We start from the raw sequence: 22843 nt of genomic DNA, 5'->3' as shown, positions 1-22843 counted from the left end.
TTCACTCTCCCGGTTGGACGCCGTACCGCGCGGGAATGTTGACGTGTGCATGCTCTGTCCGCACCGCCAGCCCCGTCCCGCCCCCCACACCGGAGGTTGATGTGTCCGGCAGTTCCGTGTACCGCCGTGCCCGTACCGTCGTGGCGTCCACAGCGGCCCTCGCCGCGGCCGCGTTCGGGCTGTGGACCGGGATCGGCGCAGAGTCCGCGCACGCCGCGGGCGCCGTGCCGAGCCCGGACCACGTGGTCGTCGTGGTCTTCGAGAACCACGCGTACAGCCAGGTCATCGGCTCCTCGCGCGCCCCGTACATCAACTCCCTGACGTCGGGAGGCGCCAGCCTGACGCAGTCGTACGCCGAGACCCACCCGAGCCAGCCGAACTACTACGCCATGCTCTCCGGCGACACCCAGGGCATCACGGACGACAGCTGTGTCACCCCGGGGTTCTCGTCGGCCCCGAACCTCGCGTCCGAGGTGCTCGACGCCGGCCGCACCTGGGCCAGCTACAACGAGGATCTGCCCGGCCAGGGCGACACCACGTGCAGCAGCGGCGACTACGCCCAGAAGCACAACCCGTGGTTCGGGTTCAGCAACGTGCCGACGGACAGCGCCTTGACGTTCGACCAGTTCCCGACGGACTACTCGACGCTGCCCCAGATGTCGTACGTGATCCCCAACCTGTGCAGCGACATGCACGACTGCTCGGTGTCCACCGGTGACACCTGGCTGAAGGACAACCTGGGCGCGTACGCGACCTGGGCCAAGACCCACAACAGCCTGCTCGTCGTCACGTTCGACGAGGACAACCGGCTGAGCGGGAACCGGATTCCGACCGTGCTGTACGGGCAGCCGGTGACGGCCGGGTCCTCCAGCTCCACGACCTACAACCACTACGACCTGCTGCGCACCCTGGAGGACCTGGAGGGGCTGAGCACGCACGCGGGCAACGCGGCCTCCGCCAAGGACATCACCGGCATCTGGGCGTCCTGACGTGTACGTAGCGGACAGCCGCGCGAGTACGCCGGCGTCCGCGGACGGTGCCGTCCGGCCCCCGGCCGGGCGGCGCCGTGCCGCGCTCGCCCCGACCGTGCTCGCGCTCGGAACGGTCAGCCTGGTGACGGACGTCTCGTCCGAGATGGTCACCGCGGTTCTGCCGTTGTACCTGGTCAGCGGGCTCGGCCTGTCGCCGTTGGGGTTCGGGCTGCTGGACGGCGTGTACAACGGGTTCTCGGCGGTCGTACGGCTCGTGGGCGGGCATCTCGCGGACCGGGGTGGCGGGCGGCACAAGTGGGTCGCCGGGTTCGGGTACGCCGTGTCGGCCGTGTGCAAGCCGTTGCTGCTGGTCGCTCACTCGTTGACGCCGATCGGGCTGGTTCTCGCCGCCGACCGCACGGGGAAGGGGCTGCGGACCGCTCCCCGGGACGCCCTCATCTCGCTGTCGAGTTCGGCCGAGTCCCGGGGGCGGGCCTTCGGGGTGCACCGCGCCATGGACACCGCCGGCGCTCTGCTCGGGCCCCTGGTGGCCTTCCTGATCCTGCGGGCGACCGTGGACGGATACGACGCGGTGTTCACCGTCAGCTTCTGTGTCGCGGTGCTCGGTGTCCTGGTCCTGGTGCTGTTCGTGCCGGGCGGACGCGGTGGGGTGGTCGCGGACGAGCGGCCCTCTCTGCGGGGCGCGGTGGGCCTGTTGCGGCGGCGCGGGCTGCGGCGGATCGCGGTGTGCGCGCTGCTGCTGGGGCTGGCCACGGTCAGTGACTCGTTCGTGTATCTGCTGCTGCAGCGGCGTCTCGGGGTACCGGACCGGTGGTTCCCGCTGCTGCCCCTCGGTACGGCCGCCTCCTTCCTGCTGCTCGCGGTGCCGCTCGGGCGGCTCGCGGACCGGGTGGGCCGGTGGGCGGTCTTCGTGGGCGGGCACGCCGGCCTGCTGATCGCCTATGCGTTGCTGCTCACGGCGTGGCACGGCCCGGCCCTGCCGTACGTCGTCCTCGCCCTGCACGGCGCCTTCTACGCGGCCACCGACGGGGTGCTGATGGCGGCGGCCTCGGACGGGGTGCCGGACGCGCTGCGGTCGTCCGGGCTGGCCCTGGTGCAGACCGGGCAGGCGCTGGCCCGGTTCGCCTGCTCACTGCTGTTCGGCGCGGCCTGGACGGTGTGGGGCGACCGGGCGGCGCTGGCGGGCGCGGCGGTGGCGCTGGTCGTCTGTGTGGTCTTCTCCGTCGTCGTTCGCCCGAAGGGGGCGGTGCCCGCATGACCGTACGCAACCGCGTCCTGATCCTGGCCGCCGCCGTCGCCGTGCTCGCGGCGGTGGGGCTGGCGTCCGTGCTGCACGCCTCGGCCCGTGCCGACCGCCGCAACCAGGCGCAGGCGGGCGGGCCGCGGGTCACGGCGGGGGCGGTGACGCTGACCGGGCACGGGCGGATGGTGTTCCGGAACATGGCCTGGGGGCCGCACCGCGACGAGCTCGTGAGCGTGCCGGCCGGCGATCCGTCGGGGGCACGGACGGCGTCCGGGGTCAAGTGCCTGCGTTTCCATGCCGCTTCGGGCACGGGTGTCTGCCTGCAGGCGGTGCACGGGCCGGTCTCGGACACGTATCGCGCGCTGATCCTGGACGCGCGGCTGCGGACCGTGCACCGGTACGACGTCCCTGGCATTCCGTCCCGGGCCCGGGTCTCGCCGACGGGTCACTTCGCCGCCTGGACGGCGTTCGTGGGCGGTGACTCGTACGCCGGCACGAACTTCTCCACGCGCGCGGCGATCGTGGACACGAGGAGTGGCGAGCTGATCCCGTCGCTGGAGGACTTCCGGATCGTCAAGGACGGGCATCCGTACCGGGCGGCGGACGTCAACTTCTGGGGGGTGACGTTCGCGGCGGACGACCGCACGTTCTACGCGACGCTGGCGACCCGGGGCCGCACGTATCTGCTCCGGGGCGACCTGCGCGCGCGTACGGTCACCACCCTGCACGCGAACGTCGAGTGCCCGTCCCTCTCGCCCGACGGCACCCGGATCGCCTACAAGAAGCGGGTCAAGGGCGCGCCGAAGGACGCCCCTTGGCGGCTGTACGTCCTGGACCTGCGGACCCTGCGGGAGACCCCGCTGGCCGAGCGGAGGAGTGTGGACGACCAGGTGGTGTGGCGGGACGCCCGCACGGTCGTGTACGCGCTGCCCGGAGACTACGGCGCCGACCTGTACGCGGTCCCGGCGGACGGGTCGGGGGCGGCGCGGCGGATCACCACGGCCGGGGTGTCACCGGCATACGTCGGATAACCGCACCGTCGTCAGCCGCGTGACCTGGGTCGATTCGGTCTCGTTGACCAGGTCGTGAAGAAGATCACCGCTCTCGCCGCGCTCACCGCCGCCGGTCTCGCACTCGCCGCCCCCGCCCACGCCGACGGCACCCACGGCCGCATCAACATCGCCGGCCGGCCCCTGTCCCCGGACAAACTCTGCGAAACGGCCCTCGGGATCGTCCCGCTCACCGCGCCCTGGACGGGCAGCTCGGTGTACGACGCCTGCAACAACCGCCCCCACGTCCATCCCGCTCAGTCCCCGCAGCCCCGCCCGGACTCCGACTCGAACTCGTTCCCGGACTGGCGGTGAGGCACCGGCGAACGTGCAGGCAGCGGCCCGCCCGGCAGCACATCGCAGCCGGGCGAGCCGCACGGTCGTGACCCACGCCGGACCGGCGCCTACAGCACCGGCAGGTTCTTCCGCAGCTCGAAGGCCGTGACCTCGCTGCGGTACTCCTCCCACTCCGACTTCTTGTTGCGCAGGAAGAAGTCGAAGACGTGTTCGCCGAGGGTCTCGGCGACCAGGTCGCTGCTCTCCATGAGGGTCAGGGCCTCGCCGAGGTTCTGCGGGAGCGGCTCGATGCCCATGGCCCGCCGCTCGGCGTTGGAGAGCGCCCAGACGTCGTCCTCGGCGCCCGGCGGGAGCTCGTAGCCCTCCTCGATGCCCTTCAGGCCCGCGGCCAGGAGGACGGCGTAGGCCAGGTAGGGGTTGGCGCCCGAGTCCAGGGAGCGGACCTCGACGCGGGCCGAGCCGGTCTTGCCGGGCTTGTACATCGGGACGCGGACCAGGGCGCTGCGGTTGTTGTGGCCCCAGCAGATGTAGGAGGGGGCCTCGCCGCCGGCGCCGGCCGTGCGCTCGGAACCGCCCCAGATGCGCTTGTAGGAGTTCACCCACTGGTTGGTGACCGCGGAGATCTCCGCCGCGTGCCGCAGCAGGCCCGCGATGAAGGAGCGGCCCACCTTGGAGAGCTGGAATTCGGCGCCGGACTCGTAGAACGCGTTGCGGTCGCCCTCGAAGAGGGACAGGTGGGTGTGCATGCCGGAGCCCGGGTGCTCCGAGAAGGGCTTCGGCATGAAGGTCGCCTGCACCCCCTGCTCCAGCGCCACCTGCTTCATGACCAGGCGGAACGTCATGATGTTGTCGGCCGTGGAGAGCGCGTCGGCGTAGCGCAGGTCGATCTCCTGCTGGCCCGGCGCGCCCTCGTGGTGGGAGAACTCCACCGAGATGCCCATCGACTCCAGCATGGTGATCGCCTGGCGGCGGAAGTCCATGCCGACGTTGGTGGGCGTGTGGTCGAAGTAGCCCGAGTTGTCGGCCGGCGTGGGCCGGGAGCCGTCCAGCGGGCGGTCCTTCAGCAGGAAGAACTCGATCTCGGGGTGGGTGTAGAAGGTGAAGCCCAGGTCGGAGGTGCGGGCCAGGGCGCGCTTGAGCACGTAGCGGGGGTCCGCGAAGGACGGGGAGCCGTCCGGCATGAGGATGTCGCAGAACATGCGGGCGGTGCCGGGGGTCTCCGCGCGCCACGGCAGGACCTGGAAGGTGGAGGGGTCCGGCTTGGCGATCATGTCGGACTCGTAGACCCGGGCGAAGCCCTCGATGGCCGAGCCGTCGAAGCCGATGCCCTCGTCGAAGGCCTGCTCCAGCTCGGCGGGGGCCACGGCGACGGACTTGAGGAAGCCCAGCACGTCCGTGAACCACAGGCGTACGAACCGGATGTCGCGCTCCTCCAACGTCCGGAGCACGAACTCCTGCTGCTTGTCCATCTTCCGCTACCCCATCCTTGCTGGTCAGGCCGCCTGTCCCCCGTCCCGCGGGAGGCGGTCGGGCACCTGAGCATCCCACCACAACACCATTTCATGCGCGTTGCGGACCTTGATCGCGGATGCGTCCTCGGCCTGAACGCCTCTCGTACGGCAGGTGTACTGCCGTGTCGCCCATCTTGCCTGTTCGGACCGACATCCGTAATGGCCGATCCGCTTCGGACGTGAGGGAAACCACGCCTCTCCCGCCGTCGGCGCGGCCATCGGTGAGATCACCGAGCGTTTCCACGCCCGCCTCTTCGCCGCCCACCCCGAGCTGCTGCGGGACCTGTACAACGGCGGCAACCAGGCCTCCGGGGCCCAGAAGCAGGCCCTCGCCGGTTCCATCGCCGCCTTCGCCACGCACCTGGTGAACCCCGGACCAGCGGCCGGACGCCATGCTCGGCCGCATCGCGCACAAGCACGCCTCCCTGGGCGTGGACTGGCTGATGGCGAACGCGCTGATCGTCATCGAGAAGCGGCTGCGGCAGCACGGAGCGCCACCGGCTCACCACCTCCACGCGCGCGTGCGCGTCGGTGACGTCCTCGACCTGTCCGAGCCGTACGGCGACCTCGTCCTGGACACCGACGGCGCCGAGACCCCCTGCTGCTCGCCTCCGCCGGCATCGGTGTGACCCCGATGGTCGCGATGCCGGCCGACCTCGCGGCGGGCGGCCACGGCGGCCCGGTCACCGTCGTGCACGGCGACCGCTCCCCCGCCGACCACGCCCTGCGCACCGACCACGAGACGTACGCGGGCAAGCTCGCGGACGCGTCCGTGCACTTCTTCTACGAGCGGGACGCCGAGCCCGGCACCCGCAGCGGTCTGGTCGACCTCGCCGGCATCGCCGTACCCACCGGCACGCGCGCGTACCTGTGCGGCCCGCTGCCGTTCATGCGCGCGGTGCGCGGCCGGCTGATCGAGAAGGGTGTGGCCCCGGCCGACATCCACTACGAGGTGTTCGGCCCGGACCTGTGGCCGGCGCAGCAGGCCGCCTGACGGGCTCAGCCCCGGTCGTGTCCGGCGGCCGCCTCGGTCACCTTGTCCAGGAGCGGCTGCAGCCTGGCGACCAGGCCCTGGTAGTCGGCGCTGCGGCCGTCCGACCACTGGGCCAGGCCGACCACCAGCAGCCTGCCGTAACCGGCGAAGGACTGCACCAGCCCGCTGTCCGCCGGCAGGGACTTCAGCCCGGAGCCGGCGGGCGGCGTCAGCACCCCCACCTCGTAGTCGGTGGGGTGCGAGCCCAGCTCGGCGACCAGGTGGGGGACGTCGGCCGGGTCCTTCATGCCGAACGCGACGATCGTGTACTGGTTGCCCGACGCGTCCTTGTACAGGGCCCCGATCACGCCCCGGCAGCCCCTGCTCGCCCCGATCAGCGCGGTCAGGTCCGGGCCGACCATGCCCGAGCCCGTACAGTTCGGACCGCCCGACTGCTTGACCCTGGTGTAGCCGTCGACGTGTGCCGGGAACGCCTGGTCCGCGGTGACCATCGACATCGGCGCCGTGGACTTCGGGAGCCCGGCCGACGGCGTGGGCCCGCCCGAGGCGGCGGCCGGGGCATACCCCGGCCCCTCGGCCGCCGTTTCCCGGTGCTCGCCGTGCCCCGAGCCCAGCCAGAACCCCGCCCCGGCCACCACGGCCACGACACCGACGACGGCCGTCACGGCCGTGAGCCTCCGGCGCCGCGGGCGCCGCTCGGCGGCCACGGGCTCAGCCGCGCCCGGCGCGTGGACCCCTCTGCTCTTCTCGAAGTCTCTGACGAACTGGTTCCACCGTTCGTTGTCCGTCCCCTGATTCCCCTCCGTCACGCGCGCACCATAGCGTCCCCCGGTGAAGGCACGGCGGCACGGGCCGTCAACCGCCCTGCGGTCCCCGGGAGATGCCCAGCAGCAGCGGGCCCGTCGGGTCGGTGACGATCTCGGCGACCGTGATCGGGTCCAGCGCGGCGTAGAAGGCCTCCTGGGCCACGCGCAGGGCGCCGCGCAGGCGGCAGCCGGTGTTCAGCGGGCAGGGGGCCGTACCCGCCGTGCCCTCGCAGTCGACCACGTCGCCGTCGCCCTCGAAGGTGCGCACCACCGCGCCGACCGAGGCCGTACGGCCCTCGGCGGTCAGGGTGAGGCCGCCGCCCCGGCCGCGACGGGCGTCGACGAGGCCCAGGTGCTGCAGCTCGGCGACGACCTTCGCGGCGTGCGTGTAGGGCACGTCCATGTCCGCCGCGACCTGTCGGGTGGTGGGCATGGCGTCGGCGGTCACGGCCAGTCGCATCAGGACGCGCAGGGCCAGGTCGGTGGAGCGCAGGAGCCGCATACCACGAGCCTGGATAATGCGCATCCACGGTTCACATTATCCCTGGGTCCCCGTTCTTTGCCTCTCCTGCCTACGGAAGGCGACTCCTTCCCCATTACGATCAGCGGGCCCCACCCTTCCCGTTGCCGGCCCTTTCCCCCAGAAGGACACTCATGGGCTCCGCCAAGAACAGCAGCGCGGCGCGCAAGGCGCGCATAGAGGAGATGCGCCGTGCCGAGCGTGCGCGCGAGCGCCGCACCCGCGTGCTCACCGTCGCCGCGAGCGTGGTGGTCGTCGCCGGCCTCGTGGTCGGCGGTGTGGTCCTCGTGAACTCCGGGTCCGACAACAACAGGAAGAACAGCGCGAGCGACTCCAAGAGCTCCACGAACTCGGGGGACTCCGGGCACTGGACCACCGGCAAGGACGGCGTGCGGACCTGGTCCGGCAAACTGGCGCGGACGCACGTGCAGACCAAGGTGTCGTACCCGATGCACCCCCCGGTCGGCGGCAACCACAACCCGATCTGGGCGACGTGCGACGGCACCGTCTACACCAAGCCGCTGCAGGACGAGAACGCCGTGCACTCGATGGAGCACGGCGCGGTCTGGGTGACGTACACCGGCGAGGCGAAGAAGGCCGACATAGCCGCGCTGGCGGCGAAGGTGAAGCAGACCCCGTTCTCGCTGATGAGCCCGTACGAGAACCAGGCGGCGCCGCTGATCCTGTCGGCCTGGGGCCACCAGGTGGCCGTCAAGAGCGCGGACGACCCCGAGGTGAACAGGTTCTTCGCCGCCTACGTCCAGGGCCCGCAGACCCCGGAGCCAGGGGCCCCCTGCACCAACGGGGCGATGTAGTGAGGCGCCGGCACGTCGGCTGGCTCGCCGGGGCCGCGGCGGCGGCGCTCGTCGCGGCGGGCGCGGCCACGTACGCGGTCGCCGAGGACACGGGCGGCGGGCCGGCCCTGCGGACGCCGGCCGCCGAATCGGCGGACGCCGGGTTCGCGCGGGACATGGCCGTGCACCACCAGCAGGCCGTCGAGATGTCGTACATCGTCCGGGACCGCACGCAGAACGCGGAAGTGCGGCGGCTCGCCTACGACATCGCGCAGACGCAGGCCAACCAGCGCGGCATGCTGCTCGGCTGGCTGGATCTGTGGGGACTGCCGAAGGTGTCGGCGAAGCCACCCATGTCCTGGATGGGCATGGGCGACATGCCCGAGCGCGGCGACGGCTCGCTGATGCCGGGCATGGCGACGGACACGGAGCTGAAGAAGCTGCAGACGCTCGGCGGCAAGCAGGCCGAGGTCCTCTACCTGCAGCTGATGACGGACCATCACAAGGGCGGTATCCACATGGCCGAGGGCTGTGTCGCCAGATGCACCGTCGGCGTGGAGAAGCGGCTCGCGCAGGGCATGGTCGACGCGCAGCAGTCCGAACTCCAGGTGATGGCCCAGATGCTCAAGGAGCGGGGTTCCGCGCCGCGTTCGTGAACACCCGCCCCTGCAGGCCGTTCGTGAACGGCGGGCAAGCCCTTTCACAACACCACCGCAAGAACAAAAGCCCCAAATCCCCCCATCTGACGGTTCCTTGGGTCTCTCTTGACCTTTCCGTTCCCCTGGCATGAACAGTTCATCGAAAGAGTGACCCCCATCGTGTGATCCATACGGCTGGCCAAACCGCCGCGGGCCGGCACGCGGACGCATGACGTACCGACCACGACATGCATGCGAACCGCATCGCAGGGGGTTCTATGAGATCCAACCGCGCCAAGCTGCGCGCCGTGAGCATGGCAGCGACACTGCCCATGGTCGCCGGCGCTCTGGCGCTGGGCATACCCGCGGCACACGCCGCGGACAGCCCCGCTCGTTCCGCCATCAAGGGCACCAAGCCGCTGTGGGCCACGCCCAGGGCGGACAAGGGCGCGACCGCGAACAGCGCCGCGGTGAACGCCCGGGTCTACCTGGCCGGCAAGGACGCGGCGGGCCTCGCCGCCTACGCCAAGGCCGTGTCCGACCCCAGCTCGCCGCTCTACGGCAAGTACCTGAACGCCAAGAAGGCACAGGCACAGTTCGGGGCGACGAAGGCCCAGGTGGCCGCCGTCAAGTCCTGGCTGACGTCGGCCGGCCTGAAGGTCACCGAGGTCACCCAGCACTACGTCGCCGTCTCCGGTGACGTGGCCGCCGCCGAGAAGGCCTTCGGCACCCAGCTGCACAACTACGCCAAGGGCTCGGCGACCTACCGCGCCCCGGCGCAGACGGCCACCGTGCCGGAGGGCCTGAAGGGCGCCGTCCTGACCGTCACCGGCCTGGACAACGCCCCGCACAAGGCCAACCACGACGACCAGCTGCCGCAGCCGGACGCCGTGTTCAAGAACTCCGGGCCGTTCTCGTCGTACTACGGCTCGAACATCGCGACCACGCTCCCGGACGCGTACGGCGGCAAGATCCCGTACGCGATCAAGGGCTACACCGGCAAGCAGCTGCGCGCCGCCTACGGCGCGGGCGACTACACCGGCAAGGGAGTCCGCGTCGCGATCACGGACGCGTACGCCTCCCCGACCATCGCCTACGACGCGGGCACGTACGCGGTCAAGCACGGTGACGCGGCCTGGAAGACCAGCCAGCTGCACCAGACGCTGCCGAAGAACTTCACCAGGATCAAGGAGTGCAAGGCCGCGGGCTGGTACGGCGAGGAGACCCTCGACGTCGAGGCCGTGCACGCGGTGGCTCCCGACGCCGACGTCACCTACGTCGGCGCGGCCTCCTGCTACGACGACGACCTGCTGGACTCGCTCAGCAAGGTCGTCGACAACCACCTGGCCGACATCGTCTCCAACTCCTGGGGCGACGTCGAGGCCAACCAGACCCCGGACCTCGCGGCCGCCTACGACCAGGTCTTCCAGCTGGGTGCGGTGCAGGGCATCGGCTTCTACTTCTCCTCCGGTGACAACGGCGACGAGGTCGCCAACACCGGCACGAAGCAGGTCGACACCCCCGCCAACTCCGCCTGGGTGACCGCCGTCGGCGGTACGTCCCTGGCCGTCGGCAAGGGCAACACCTACGAGTGGGAGACCGGCTGGGGCACCGAGAAGGCGGCCCTGTCGGCCGACGGCAAGAGCTGGACCAACTTCCCCGGCGCCTTCACCTCGGGCGCGGGCGGCGGCACCAGCAAGACGGTCGCCGAGCCGTACTACCAGAAGGGCGTCGTCCCGGACTCGCTCGCCAAGGCCAACAGCGCCGACGGCAACCGCGTCGTCCCGGACATCGCGGCCATCGCCGACCCGAACACCGGCTTCCTGGTCGGCCAGACCCAGACGTTCCCGGACGGCTCGCTGCAGTACAGCGAGTACCGCATCGGCGGCACCTCGCTCGCCGCTCCGGTCATCGCGGCGGTCCAGGCCCTGGCCCAGGAGGCGCGCGGCGGCAACGCGATCGGCTTCGCCAACCCGGCGATCTACGCCAAGTACGGCAAGGGCGTCTTCCACGATGTCACGGACAACCCGACCGGCTCCGGCCTGGCCGAGGTCCGGGTGGACTTCGCCAACGGCTTCGACGCCTCCGGCGGCCTGCTGACCTCGGTCCGCAGCCTCGGCAAGGACAGCTCCCTGTCGGCGGTCAAGGGCTACGACGACGTGACCGGCGTCGGCTCCCCGGCGAACGGGTACGTCCAGTCGTACGCGAAGAAGCACTGACGCTCCGCTGAGGGGCCGGGGGCCCGGGGTCGCGAAGACCCCGGGCCCCCTTCGCTCTTCCTCGCTCTTCCTCGCTCTCCCCGCTCCCTCAGTTCCCGAGGTTCACCAGGCCGCCGTCGGCCCGCTCCACCACGTTCGGGACCGACCGCGGGACGACGGCGTCCGGGAGCCCGGCCGGGGTGCAGCCGATGGCGATCATCACAAACCCCCGGGGAACGCTGCTCCGAGCCGATGCGAAGAACGGCTCGACCAGGTAGTGAATGGTGCCGGACGGCTGCCGTGCGCGTTCCCGGGCCGCCGCGTCCTCGAACGCCGCCATGCCGAAGGTGCCGTTGTCCGTCGTGAGCCGTCCGCACGGGCTGAGGTTGGCCGCCAGAGTGCTGGAGCCTCCGAAGCGTGCCGCGACGATGTGGCACCGGGTCAGAGCGTCCCCGGGGTCGCGGCCGAGGCCGCGCACCTCGGCCCGGGCCTCCGCGTAGCCGTACGGGTCGGTCCTCGCCTGCGTGCCGCTGTCGTCGGGCGGGTTCTTCAGACAGGCCTGACCGGTCTCGCTGCGGCCGTTGGCGCCGAGGGTGTTGAGGATCCAGCCGGCGCCACTGCCGACCGCGTGCTCCGGGCGGGAACCGGTGCAGTCCCACGCCCCTTCGCCGTCCCGGGCCGGCGCCGCCCGTGCGAGCACGTCGGCCGGGACAGGTGCCTCCCGGGTCAGCTGCTCCTCCTGCTGCTGCGCCTGCCGCAGGGCCGCCACGTCGGCCTGTGCCAGGACCCGGACGGAGACGGCTGAACGGACGTCGTGGGAGACCGGCGTCCCGTCCTGGGCCCAGGACGCCGATTCCGCCTCCTGTTCGGCGAAGACCGGGCCCGCGTCCGCGTCACTGCACATGAACTCCCCGGAGCCGTCCAGCGGCAGTTCCTCGGTGGCGGTGCAGGTGCCGGCCGGCCGGCCCCCGATCGTCACCGTCGCCGTGAACTCGGCCGTCACCCGTCCGCCGCGGATGCGCCGTGCGGCTTCGTCGTCGGCGACGAGGCCGGTGATCCGCGTGCTCACGTCGCATCCGGCCGCCGAGCAGTTCGTCCGCGGCTCCCCCTCGACACGCGCCGTGATGCGGGTGTCCACCGCACCGGACAGCTGCGCGGTGTCGTCGCGGATCTCACCCAGCAGTGCCGCGCTCCCCGCTCGGGACAGTGCGGACACCGTGAAGGCGGCGGGCGCGCTCGCGTCGGCTCCCGTACGCTGCCGCGCGCTCCCCGGCGGGGCGCTCGGCACGAACTCCAGGACCCGGTACGGGCGGGCCGTCGACACGTACAGGTCGCCTTGCGGGGTGCGGGCCCGGAGCGCGGGCACACCTCCCACGCGCACGGGCGCGGCGTCGCGGTCCGGCAGGGTCGTACGTCCGCTGTCCAGCGCCTGGAGCAGCAGGTTCGCGAGGGTCGCCGGGCTCATCCCGGCCCGGGGCACGGCATCGCTCTCGGCACCGGTGTGCAGGACCCCGGTCACCCACCTGCCCGCGAGATCCTTCCGGTCGTCCGCTCCGCCGGGACCGGGGGGCAGCGGGTCGGGCATCCTGACGTACGTGGTGCCGCCCACGGTCAGCGTCGTGACACGGGTACCGGCGTACGGCGCCTCGCCCAGCGCCTCACCGGTGGCGGTGACCCGCGACGCCGTCCAGCCGGAGCCGCCCGTGGTCGAGCGGTACCGGACGCCGGGCTGCAGCGCGAGGTCCACCAGGGCGGTGGCGAACGGCGCCCGCGGATCGGCGTGCGGGGTTGTGGAGTCGTGCCGGGTCAGCAGCGCGGCGGCGAGGGCGGCGACCACGCCGAACGCGACGAGCGCGGTCCAGCGGCGGGTGCGGTGCGGGAACGCGGCGGCGGGGCCGTCCCGGTGCGCCGGACGGTGCGGTGCTCCGTGGTCCGGTCCGTGGTCCGCTGTGGGGCCCGGTGCGGGGCCCGGTGGCGGCGGCGGTGCGGGCCGCGGTGCCGCCGGACCGCCCCATGTCGATCCCCTCGTACCGGCGGAGGGCGAGCCGCCCGTGGCCGCAGGAGGCTTCCCCAGGGGCGGTGGCACGGCGCGGGGCGTCTGCCGCCAGGTCGGCAGCTTCGGCTCACCGGATTCGCTACTTCCGTAGTGATTCCGCACCGAAGCTCCACCCCGTATCGCTAGCCTCTATGCCTGTCGCTGGAACATACTTCAACACCTGGGCCATTCCTAGGAGTTCACCCAGTCCTGCACACATCCGACACGGCGCACCGGACCGGACATACCACGGGGAGACGGATTCGATGGCGGAGACCAGGGGCGTACTGCTGCCTGCCTATGTACTGGCGGACGAATCGCAGTCGATGGGGCCGTACCGGCAGGACCTGTCGAACGGTCTCGTGTCGTTGTGCGAGGGCTTACGGGCCGAGCCGATGGTCGCGGCCAAGCTGCGGCTGGCCGTGCTGGGGTTCTCCGACGACGTGCAGGTGCGGCTCGCGGTCGCCGACATGCGCACCGAGACCAGGCTGCCCCAGGTCAGCATCCGGGGCCTGACCAACTACGAGGCGGTGTTCGAGGATCTGCTGGACCGGATCCCGTCCGACGTCCAGTGGCTGCGCGGTGAGGGCTACAAGGTGCACCGTCCGGTGGTGTTCTTCCTCAGCGACGGGCAGCCCACCGACGGCGGGGCCTGGCGCCGGCCGCACGCCCGGCTGACCGACAGGGCCGCGACACCCGCCGCGCCGAACATCGTGGCCTGCGGTATCGGGGATGCCCAGGCGCACACGATGGTCGAGGTCGCGACCCGCGAGGAGTTCGCCTTCGTCGCCAAGCCGGGCACCGACATCGGCCGGGCCGTCGCCGAGTTCTTCCACGCGCTCACCGCGAGCCTGGTCGCCTCCGGGCAGGCACTGAACTCGGGCAGCCCGCACCTGGTGGTGAACCGGCCGGACCAGTTCACCATGGCGATCGACGAGGTCGGCGAGTGACGTTCCCGGGCGGCGACGGTCCCGCCGCGGCACCGGTCCCTCCCGCCGCCCCGGGGCCTGTGCCCTGGGAACGGGTCGCGGTGGGAACGCCGGGCCCCGAGTTCGAGGCGCGGCCGCCGGGCCCGTACGACTTCGACTTCCCCGACACCGAGTGCGACGGCTGGTCGACGGCCCTGTTGTCGCTGCGTTTTGCCTCGGTGCGCGGGGCCGGGCACCGGTACTACCGCCGGCCGCGCCAGGACGCCGCTCGTGCCGCGGCACACGAACCCACGGGGAGTGTCGTCTTCGCCGTGGCCGACGGTGTCTCCAGCGCGACGAACTCCGAGTTCGGCGCTGTCGAGGCATGCCGGGCCGCCATCGAGATGCTGCTGCACCAGCTGTCGCAGGACCCGGGGAGGCTGGACTTCCAGGCCGTCGCCGGGCATGCGGCGGAGCGGCTGTGGCAGCTCGCCGAGTGGCGGCTGAGCGGGAGGGAACCCGAGCGGGGCGACGTGGCGGGCCTGTACGCGACCACGCTCGTCGCCGGCGTGGTACGCCCCCACCCGGCGGGTCCCGTGGCCGAGATCTGCCGTGTCGGGGACTCGGGAGGCTGGGTCCTGGACTCGGCCGGCGGGCGGTACCGGCCGCTGTTCGGTCCGAAGACCGGACCGGACGCCCTGGTGGTGTCGAACGAGGTGACGCCGCTTCCGCACGTCCCCGATCCGGTGGAACACACGAGCACCCGGCTGACCGGCCGCCAGGTACTGCTGATCTGCACGGACGGCTTCGAGGATCCACTCGGCGACGGCGACGGCCAGGTCGGCGCCCTGTTCGCCCGCCATCTCGCCGCCCCGCCGTCCGCGCTGTGGCTGGCACACCTGCTGGACTTCTCCCGGGAGACCTTCGACGACGACCGCACGCTGCTGGCCGTCTGGCCCCGCGCCACGGCGGAACCACGATGACCGCGGAGCGCGGCCCGGTGGTCGAACACCGGACACTCGCCCTGGGCCGCAGGCTGGGCCAAGGCGGCCAGGGCACGGTGTACCAGGTGAACAACAAGAAGATCAACGAGGCCGACGGCGGCGGCTGGGAGGTGGCCTACAAGGAGTACGACGCGGGCGTGCTGCCCGACCTCGACGCGGCCGCGCTGGCCGCGCAGGTGAGCCTGCTCGGCGAGTTGGGCGCCGCGGAGGGCCGGTGGCTGTGCGACCGGACGGCCTGGCCCGCGGCCGTGGTCGAACGCGAAGGCCAGGCCTGCGGATTCCTCATGCGCGCCGTGCCCGACCGCTTCCGCTTCGCCTTCCGGAGCCTGTCCGGCACATCCGCGGAAAGGCGCCTGGCGAACCTGGAGTTCCTGCTCAACTCCGACGCCTACGTCGCGAGCATCGGCCTGCGCATCAGCGAGCGCGACCGGCTCGAGATCCTGGCCGACCTGGCGGCCACCCTCGGCCGGCTGCACCGCATCGGCATCGCGGTCGGTGACCTCTCCCCCAAGAACCTGCTGTTCACGACGGATCCGCGACCCGCGTGCTTCCTCATCGACTGCGACGCGATGCGCCTGCGGGGCGCCACCGTGCTGCCCCAGGCGGAGACACCCGACTGGCAGATCCCCGCGGGCGAGGAGAAGGCCACGCCTGCCGGCGACGTCTACAAGTTCGCGCTGCTCGCCGTCCGGCTCTTCGCCCGTGACCAGAGCGCCACCGACCCCGCCGCCCTCACCGCGCTCAGCCCGGAACTCGGTGGCCTGGCCCGCGGCAGCCTCGACCCCGATCCGGCGCGCAGGCCGACACCGGCCGCGTGGGCCGAACAGCTCGGCGCGGCCGCGTCCACCGCGTCGACCGCCCCCGCCAAGGCACCCACCAAGGCCCCCGGCGCCGGGTCCAGGTCCCGCGCCGGCTCCGGCTCCGGCTCCGGCTCCGGCTCCGGGGGAAGCCGGCCCGGTGCCGGCAGGCCGGCGGCGATGGCCGTCGCTGCCGTTGCCGCCCTCGTCGTGATCATCGTCGCGTTCGTGGCCACGCACTCGGGTGGCGGTGCCGGCTCGGCGTCGGACGGTTCGGTGCAGTCCAGCATCTCCTCGAGCTACGACTTCTCCAGCACCGACGACAGTGGCGGAAGCGGCAGTAGCAGTGGTGGGACGAGCAGCGGCAGTGACACAAGCAGCAGCGACAGTGGTGGAGCGACGACGCCCACCGATCCCGGCACCACCCCGCCAAGCGCCGAGGACCAGGCGTTCAGCGCCGTGTCCACCGGCGACTGCCTGAGCAACTCCTACGACTTCGACGGCATGGAGTGGAGCCCCTCCACGCCGACGACGAGCAGTTGCTCCGACGCCGGTGCCTACTACCGCGTCACGTCGCTGCAGGGCGGCTGTTCCTCCGGCGCCATGACCTGGTACCACAGCAACAGCGACGGCACCGACACCGATTTCTGCCTGAACCGCAACTTCGTCGTCGGGCAGTGCATGTTCGCCCACGCCAACGGCAACAAGCTCTCGATCTACTTCAACGCCGCCACTCCGTGTGGCGCCGGGATCCCCGACAAGTACCAGTACACCGTCGAGCTCACGCAGGTGTACCCCGGCGGTGCTCCCGCCGATGCCTGCGGGAGCCAATGGCAGTGGACGTACGACGACGGCACGGTCACCTGCGGCAAGGCCATCTGGAAACGTCACGGCCTGCCCGACATGTAGCGGCCGTCATCGTTGGACGATGTCCGCGCTGACGATCGCGCCGTCCGAGACGGTGTAGGTGCCCTGGTACTCCTTCACCGAGCCGTCGCTCTGGGTCGCGCGGATGTCGGCGTCGACCTGACCCGAGTCCGTGGTGTTCACCGCGTTGACCTCGATGCTCCGGGTCGTGTCGAAACCCGCGACCCAGTCCGAGTACGACATGCCGGCGATGTTCCTGCCCCCGAGGTCCCACGCCGCGCCGAAGTTCCCGGCGTTGATGTCCCGGTAGTACTCCTCCACGACCGCGCCGGCGTCGGCGGCGGACGGCGTGGGGTCCGGCTCGGTCGGGGTGCCGTCGTCCGGGGACGGGGTGGAGGCGTCGCCCGTCGAAGCGACGCCCATGTCCGTCGGGTCCTGGGGCAGGGTGACCGACGGAGCGGCGCCGGCCGCCGGATGCGAGGGACCCGAGGCCGGGGTGTGCAGCAGGGCGACGGCCAGCCCGCCCGCCACGCCAAGGGCGACCAGCACCGACAGCAGCCACACCGGGAGCACCGTCGGCCCGACCCGGACATGGCCGGGCCGGTGGGCACCGATGGTGGCTGCGTCCCCTCTCCATGGCACGGTGCACCGGGGACATGACTTCGCGGTGGAATCCGCCACGTGGGCACCGCAGTGCGCGCAGTACGGCATGCTCTGTCCCGACTACAGCCTGCGGATCGCCTCTTCGATCGTCGCGGCGATGGAGGCCAGGGCGGTGACCCCCGGCACCGCATCCACGAGCGCCCGCGCGATCAGCTTCAGCTTGCCCACACGCGGTGCCGCCGAGGCGAGTTCCTCGCGCGCGTCCTGCGCCCCCTCGATCAGATCGGCGCGGTCGGGAAGCTCGGACCGGCCCAGCTCGTCGATCAGCCGGGCGAGCAGCTCGCGGATTTCCTCGGGCGTGCGCTGCCGGTCCTCGCGGGACTGGGTCAGACCGCTGTCCCGCACCTCGGCCTTCGCGTGGTCCCCGCTGGCGACGGCGTTCCCGACCACCTGCGAACCACCTGTCGCGATGATCCCCTGGTTCCTGTTCATTCCGGTCATGCGTCCCTCCTCTTCCCGTTCCCGGCCGTCCGTCCCTGTACGGCCGTCAGTCCGTGTTCAGGCCGGGGATCTTGTTGAGCATGCGCAGGGAGATCCGTGATTTCGCGCCGGAGGCGACCGAGCTGGACTCCACCTGCGCCCCGTCCGTCGCGATGATGCCGTTGTTGACGATCAGCTGCTGACGCTGGATCAGCTCGCTCACGTCGATGCCGCGTGCCTCGGCGAACTCGACCAGCGCGTCCAGGGCTCGCTTCTCGATCGCCTTCAGGGCGAGGCCGCTGTCGGTCTTCTGGAAGTGCCGGTGATGGCTCTCGGCGGCGGCCTGCTGCCGTACGTCCCACCGCGCCCCGTAGTCGAACCGGCGCAGCGAGGTGATCAGCTTGTGCTGCCGCCGCAGGCGCCGTCCGATCCAGTAGTCGGGGGAGAATCCCGTGACCGCGCGCGCGGGTGCGGCGATCATGACGAACGGGGTGCTGACCACGGTCCCCGACACCAGCTCGGCCAGCTCGCGCAGGCTCGGCCGGGGCATGAGGGTGTCGATGACCCGGTAGCGGTCGGCGAGGGGGAACAGCACCGTCTGGACCCCTTCCACGGACAGGGTGGAATCGGACCGGACGAAACGCAGGAACAGCGACGTGACCAGTTCTCCGCCCCAGCCCGTGGAGTGCACGGCCAGATAGGGGCGGACGCCTTCCTCGGGCGCTCGCTTCAGCCGGGCCATGAGGTCCCGGCCGACCCGGTGCACGGGCCTGCCGAGCGGGTCGGGAAGGAAGCGTGTGTCCCCCAGCACGGTCGTTCCTTCGACGAAGAGCCGTTCCTCGACCTCCAGGCAGGGCAGGGACAGGTCGCGCAGGCGCTCGGCGACGTGGTCGTAGAGCTCCGTCACGTCGAAGTCCTGCGGAGGGGTCCCCAGCGGACCCGGCGCGCTGACGTCGAACGTCAGGGACCACGTCTCGAGTGGCGTCCCGTACCCCACGAACGGCGAATATCCGCTGGAGACGGTGACGTCACCGTCGGCGTAGGAGCCGATCTGTCTCAGGCGCGCCGCGATGTCACTGTTGAGCGGCGGGGGCGCGGCCGCCGGGTCGAACCGGTTCGGGCGCAGGCTCTGCAGGTGACGGCCGTATCGGGTCGACAGCTCGAACGACAGCACCGTCACCCAGGCCAGGAACAGCACCAGCAGGGCGATGCCGGCTCTCTGGCCCCATAAGAAGAAGAACAGGGTCAGGATCAGCATGGGGGCGAGCAGGAGGTCCCGCTGGTGCCGGCGGGCATTGGCCAGGTAGGCGTGCCGCAGCACCACGGGCACATCGCATGCCGGGGCCGCCCCCACCCCGAGATGGGGTTCCGCGGCGATCCCCTTGATGAGCAACTCGGCGTAGGCGCGGTCCAGATACGCGGCCGCGCACAGATACCGGGTGACGTCCTGGCCGCCACCCCACCGAGCCGCGGGGGTGGGAGCGCCTGCGCCGCTCCACGTGCTGGACACCTTGACCGTGGCCGGCGCCGGGGCGGGGGCGGGGGCGGGGGGCCGGGGCTGGGTGGCGGCCGGCCGTGGGGCCGTCAGCGTCGTACCGCACGCATCGCACTCCGTGGCCCATGTCGCCGTACCCCGGCCGCAACCCGGACATGCCGTCGAAGACGCCATCACTCCCCCGTCCATGAGGCGAACTCACAACAGTACGGCCCCCGCCCCACACATACAACGGAGCATCAACGATGCCAACACGCCCAGGGTTACGCCGACTTGGAGGCCACGTCGACACAGTCGCCGCCGTCACCGTTGCTGTGGCCGTCGGAGTCAGTGGTGCAGTGCCGCCGGCTCTCCCGGCACGTGGGAGGTGACCACCCGCCCCGCGGACGGAGTCACCCGCCGCCGGTCCACCGCCCACGCCACGCTCGCCACGCCCAGACCCAGCAGCGCCAGCATCGCGCCCGCCAGCGCGGGGGACGTCGTACCGAAGCCCGCCGCCAGGGCCAGGCCGCCGACCCAGGCGCCGCCGGCGTTGGCCAGGTTGAAGGCCGCCTGGTTGGCGGAGGAGGCGAGGGACGGGGCCGCGGCCGCCTTCTCCATGACCATCAGCTGAAGCGGCGAACCCGTGACGAACGCCGCCATGCCCAGCAGGGCGACCGCGAGCGCCGCGCTCCACTCGGCGCGCATCAGCACGGGGAACAGCAGCAGCACGAGCCCCAGCGAAGCCAGGCCGCCGAACAGCGTGCCCCGCAGGGAGTGGTCCGCCAGGCGGCCGCCCAGCAGATTGCCGGCCGTCGCGCCCACACCGAACAGGGCCAGGAGCAGCGTCACGTCGCCCTCCGCGAACCCGGCCGACTCCGTCAGCATCGGGGTGACGTAGCTGTAGGCCGCGAAGAGCGCGCCGAAACCCGCCACCGTCGTACCCAGAGCCAGCCAGACCGGTACGGACCTGAGCGCGGCCAGTTCGCCGCGCAGGCCGGCCGAGGAGGCGGCCCGCCCCCGGTCGTGCGGGATCAGCAGGGCCAGGGAGGCGATCGCCGCCAGGCCGATCACGCTCACGCCGAGGAAGGTGGCCCGCCAGCCCAGGTGCTGGCCGACCAGCGTCGCCACCGGCACGCCCGCGACGTTGGCGACGGTCAGGCCGAGGAACATCAGGGAGACCGAGCGGGCCTTGCGCTCCGGCGGGACCATCGCCGTGGCGACGACGGCACCGACGCCGAAGAAGGCGCCGTGCGGCAGGCCGCTGAGGAAGCGGGCGGCCAGCAGCGCGTCGTCGCCGGGGGCGAACGCCGACAGCGCGTTGCCCACGACGAACATCCCCATGAGGGCGATCAGCACCGTACGGCGGGACATGCGGGCCGTGAGCGCGGCCAGCAGCGGGGCGCCGATCACCACGCCCAGCGCGTACGCCGAGACCAGGTGTCCGGCGGTGGGGATCGAGATGTGCAGGTCGTTCGCGACGTCGGGCAGCAGGCCCATCATCACGAACTCGGTCGTACCTATGCCGAAAGCGCCGACGGCCAGAGCGAGCAGGGCCAGGGGCATGAAGGGCCTGTGCCTTTCAACGTATGGGTCGACCCGACGTGGGAGTCGACGAGAGCGGAGTCCGTACAGCATATGTTCAAGTACGGAACAAAGCCTCTCAGGCCCAGTATTCCAAGGGGTTACGACGACGTGTCCAGCTTCACACGGGCAGCCACCGGAAGGTGGTCGCTGCCGGTGCGCGGCAGTGTCCAGGAGCTCTCCGGCTCGACACCCCGGACCATGATCTGGTCGATCCGCGCCATCGGGAAGGACGCCGGCCAGCTGAACCCGAAGCCGTTGCCCGCCGCGCCCTGCGTGGAGCGCATCTGGGAGGTGACGGCGTTGAGCGAACGGTCGTTCATCGTGCCGTTCAGGTCACCGAGCAGGACGACGCGCTTCAGGGACTCGGCGGCGATGGCCTCGCCGAGCGCGTCGGCGCTCGTGTCGCGCTGTTGAGCGGTGAACCCGGCGTCCATCTTCACCCGCACCGAGGGCATGTGGGCGACGTACACCGCGACGGGGCCCTTGGGCGTGGTGACGGTGGCCCGCATCGCGCGCGTCCAGCCGAGCTTGATGTCCACCGCCCGCACATCGCTCAGCGGGTACTTGCTCCACAGGCCGACCGTGCCCTCGACCCCGTGGTACCGGTACGTCGGCGCGAGCGCCTGCTCATAGGTGGACACGGCGGTCCCCGGAATCTCCTCCAGGGCCAGCACGTCGGCGCCGGAGGCGGCCACCTCGCGGGCCGTCGCCGCGGGGTCGGGGTTCTCGGCGTTGACGTTGTGGGTCGCCACCATCAGGTCGCCGCCGGAGCCCGTCTTGTCGGTGAGCAGCCCGCCGAAGAGGTTCAGCCACACGATCGCCGGGAGGAGTACGGCGACCAGCGCGGTGGCCGACCTCCGCAGCAGGCCGAGGAGCAGCAGTACCGGGATGGCGAGGCCCAGCCACGGCAGAAACGTCTCGGTGAGGCTGCCGAGGTTGCCCACCCGGTTCGGGATGCGCGAGTGCAGCAGCATCACCAGGGCGAGGAGGAGGGCGAGGGCCGCGAGGACGATGCCCCGGCGCCAGATGCGCGGGTCGTCGCGCCAGCCGCCGAGCAGGCGGTGCAGCAGGCGCCGAAGCCGGGATCCCGGTCGCTCGGGCCCCGAGCCGCCGTTGTCCGTCTCCGTCACGTACGCCTGCTGCGCCATACCGTCTGCCTCACTGCCTGCCGTGCACACCGTCGTTCCCCCGTGTTCATCCGACCCTAGGGGATGATCGGCTCCGATCCCGCCGTCCCATGACGGCCGTACGGAAGACGAGGACGAACGAAGCGCGGCGGGGAGTTCCGGTCAGCCCCGGAACGCGGGGGTCTGTGACACAACGCGCACATGGGTGCTACGAGGCTGTCGAGCTGACGGGCCGTAGGCCTTCCAGGACGGTGTCGACGATTCTCTCGGCCAGACCCTCGGGCAGTTCACCGTCGGGACGCAGGACGGCACGCACGAGCATGGGGCCGACGACCATGTCGTTGGCCAGCTCCAGATCGACGTCGGCGCGCAGTTCGCCGTTGCGCTGTCCGCGGCGCAGCACCTCGAGACCGAGCACGCGCCGGGGCTCGACGACCGCGGCGTGGTACGCCGCCCAGATCCTGGGGCTGGACTTCATCTGGGCGTAGACGTTGTGCAGGATCGCCGAGGAGCGGCTGACCAGGCCGCGTTGGCGCAGCGACTCCAGCAGGGCGACCAGGTCGTCGCGCATGGAGGTGCCGGGGAGCACCGGGTCGGGGGGTTCGGCGGCGCGCATGACGTCGACGAACAGTTCCTCCTTGCCGCTCCAGCGGCGGTAGATGGTGGCCTTGCCGACCCCGGCCGTGCGTGCGACGCGCTCGATGGAGAGTTCGGCGAGCGGTACGCCGTCCTCCAGGAGTTTCACCACGCCTTCCACAATGGCCCGTTCCACGGCCTCGCTGCGGGGTCGTCCCCGCACGGGCCCGTCCGGCCGCGGCCGGCTCTCGGCAAGGCTCACGTCGTTCCGTCCTCTCACTGTGCTGCGGGAATTGTCCCGCAGCGGCCTCCTTCCCCCGTCTGATCGTGTGTACGACCGGTA

At 71.6% G+C, this 22843-nt stretch carries 20 protein-coding genes and 1 pseudogene; 11 read left to right on the top strand and 10 right to left on the bottom strand.

Features of this window, described 5'->3' with window-relative positions; genetic code table 11:
- Positions 1-101 precede the first annotated feature (101 nt).
- From ACFYZB_RS39625 to ACFYZB_RS39610, 4 genes are read left to right on the top strand one after another with little or no spacing between them, the layout of a single operon-like run.
- Positions 102-989 (top strand): alkaline phosphatase family protein, encoded by an 888-nt coding sequence (locus tag ACFYZB_RS39625; protein ID WP_388766698.1) that lies wholly within the window; start codon positions 102-104, stop codon positions 987-989.
- A gap of 1 nt (position 990) precedes the next feature.
- Positions 991-2250, top strand: coding sequence for an MFS transporter (locus ACFYZB_RS39620; RefSeq protein ID WP_388766697.1), 1260 nt, complete (start codon positions 991-993; stop codon positions 2248-2250).
- Entirely contained in the window at positions 2247-3266 is a 1020-nt protein-coding gene (locus tag ACFYZB_RS39615; RefSeq protein WP_388766695.1) for a TolB family protein, read from the top strand. The genes ACFYZB_RS39620 and ACFYZB_RS39615 overlap by 4 nt, the downstream gene beginning before the upstream one ends.
- Positions 3267-3320: 54 nt before the next feature.
- On the top strand, positions 3321-3599 hold the full coding sequence (locus tag ACFYZB_RS39610; RefSeq protein WP_388766693.1) for a hypothetical protein: 279 nt from the start codon (positions 3321-3323) through the stop codon (positions 3597-3599).
- 89 nt (positions 3600-3688) lie between these two features.
- On the opposite strand, the gene glnA is transcribed toward ACFYZB_RS39610, so the two are convergent.
- A complete protein-coding gene (glnA, locus tag ACFYZB_RS39605; protein ID WP_351203623.1) occupies positions 3689-5050 on the bottom strand; it encodes a type I glutamate--ammonia ligase in 1362 nt (453 codons plus the stop codon).
- 208 nt (positions 5051-5258) lie between these two features.
- Between glnA and ACFYZB_RS39600 the strand changes: the two are divergent.
- Positions 5259-6086 (top strand): annotated as a pseudogene (locus ACFYZB_RS39600) (hypothetical protein).
- A 5-nt stretch (positions 6087-6091) separates the two neighbouring features.
- On the opposite strand, the gene ACFYZB_RS39595 reads toward ACFYZB_RS39600, so the two are convergent.
- Positions 6092-6895, bottom strand: a complete 804-nt coding sequence (locus tag ACFYZB_RS39595) for a hypothetical protein (protein WP_388766691.1) — start codon at positions 6893-6895, stop codon at positions 6092-6094.
- Positions 6896-6941: 46 nt separating this feature from the next.
- Positions 6942-7394: an RrF2 family transcriptional regulator gene (locus ACFYZB_RS39590; RefSeq protein WP_388766690.1), complete on the bottom strand. Its 453-nt coding sequence runs from the start codon at positions 7392-7394 to the stop codon at positions 6942-6944.
- A 152-nt stretch (positions 7395-7546) separates the two neighbouring features.
- Here ACFYZB_RS39590 and ACFYZB_RS39585 point away from each other — a divergent pair, with 152 nt between their 5' ends.
- The 3 genes from ACFYZB_RS39585 (at position 7547) to ACFYZB_RS39575 (ending at position 11063) form a co-directional block, all read left to right on the top strand.
- Positions 7547-8227, top strand: a complete 681-nt coding sequence (locus ACFYZB_RS39585; RefSeq protein WP_388766689.1) for a DUF3105 domain-containing protein — start codon at positions 7547-7549, stop codon at positions 8225-8227.
- On the top strand, positions 8227-8862 hold the full coding sequence (locus tag ACFYZB_RS39580) for a DUF305 domain-containing protein (protein WP_388766687.1): 636 nt from the start codon (positions 8227-8229) through the stop codon (positions 8860-8862). The genes ACFYZB_RS39585 and ACFYZB_RS39580 overlap by 1 nt, the downstream gene beginning before the upstream one ends.
- Positions 8863-9122: 260 nt before the next feature.
- Positions 9123-11063, top strand: a complete 1941-nt coding sequence (locus ACFYZB_RS39575) for a S53 family peptidase (RefSeq protein ID WP_351203614.1) — start codon at positions 9123-9125, stop codon at positions 11061-11063.
- An 88-nt stretch (positions 11064-11151) separates the two neighbouring features.
- Here the strand turns inward: ACFYZB_RS39575 and ACFYZB_RS39570 are convergent, their stop codons facing one another.
- The gene (locus ACFYZB_RS39570; RefSeq protein ID WP_388766686.1) at positions 11152-13128 is read right to left on the bottom strand and encodes a hypothetical protein; all 1977 of its coding nucleotides are present in this window, start codon (positions 13126-13128) and stop codon (positions 11152-11154) included.
- A gap of 215 nt (positions 13129-13343) precedes the next feature.
- Between ACFYZB_RS39570 and ACFYZB_RS39565 the strand changes: the two genes are divergently transcribed.
- The 3 genes from ACFYZB_RS39565 (at position 13344) to ACFYZB_RS39555 (ending at position 16695) form a co-directional block, all read left to right on the top strand.
- Positions 13344-14027 carry a hypothetical protein gene (locus tag ACFYZB_RS39565; protein WP_388766684.1) on the top strand — a complete coding sequence of 228 codons (684 nt, stop codon included), beginning with the start codon at positions 13344-13346 and terminating at the stop codon, positions 14025-14027.
- Positions 14028-14107: 80 nt separating this feature from the next.
- Complete coding sequence (locus ACFYZB_RS39560) at positions 14108-14968, top strand: protein phosphatase 2C domain-containing protein (RefSeq protein ID WP_388766682.1); 861 nt, start codon at positions 14108-14110, stop codon at positions 14966-14968.
- On the top strand, positions 14965-16695 hold the full coding sequence (locus ACFYZB_RS39555; protein ID WP_388766681.1) for a hypothetical protein: 1731 nt from the start codon (positions 14965-14967) through the stop codon (positions 16693-16695). Before ACFYZB_RS39560 ends, ACFYZB_RS39555 begins: the two co-directional genes overlap by 4 nt.
- A gap of 6 nt (positions 16696-16701) precedes the next feature.
- Here ACFYZB_RS39555 and ACFYZB_RS39550 read toward each other — a convergent pair whose 3' ends face one another.
- The 6 genes from ACFYZB_RS39550 to ACFYZB_RS39525 all read right to left on the bottom strand — a co-directional run bounded on the left by ACFYZB_RS39550 (position 16702) and on the right by ACFYZB_RS39525 (position 22762).
- The gene (locus tag ACFYZB_RS39550) at positions 16702-17295 is read right to left on the bottom strand and encodes a hypothetical protein (protein WP_388766680.1); all 594 of its coding nucleotides are present in this window, start codon (positions 17293-17295) and stop codon (positions 16702-16704) included.
- An 81-nt stretch (positions 17296-17376) separates the two neighbouring features.
- Positions 17377-17757, bottom strand: coding sequence for a hypothetical protein (locus ACFYZB_RS39545; RefSeq protein WP_388766678.1), 381 nt, complete (start codon positions 17755-17757; stop codon positions 17377-17379).
- Positions 17758-17803: 46 nt separating this feature from the next.
- Positions 17804-19246: a zinc ribbon domain-containing protein gene (locus ACFYZB_RS39540; RefSeq protein WP_388766677.1), complete on the bottom strand. Its 1443-nt coding sequence runs from the start codon at positions 19244-19246 to the stop codon at positions 17804-17806.
- Between the two features lie 312 nt (positions 19247-19558).
- Complete coding sequence (locus ACFYZB_RS39535) at positions 19559-20776, bottom strand: MFS transporter (RefSeq protein WP_388766675.1); 1218 nt, start codon at positions 20774-20776, stop codon at positions 19559-19561.
- 119 nt (positions 20777-20895) lie between these two features.
- Positions 20896-21945 (bottom strand): endonuclease/exonuclease/phosphatase family protein, encoded by a 1050-nt coding sequence (locus ACFYZB_RS39530; protein ID WP_388766674.1) that lies wholly within the window; start codon positions 21943-21945, stop codon positions 20896-20898.
- Positions 21946-22132: 187 nt separating this feature from the next.
- A complete protein-coding gene (locus tag ACFYZB_RS39525) occupies positions 22133-22762 on the bottom strand; it encodes a TetR/AcrR family transcriptional regulator (protein WP_351203601.1) in 630 nt (209 codons plus the stop codon).
- Between the last annotated feature and the right edge of the window lie 81 nt (positions 22763-22843).

Source organism: Streptomyces sp. NPDC001852 (genome assembly GCF_042891825.1).
Lineage (GTDB): Bacteria > Actinomycetota > Actinomycetes > Streptomycetales > Streptomycetaceae > Streptomyces.
This window is presented reverse-complemented; position numbering and strand designations above follow the sequence as displayed.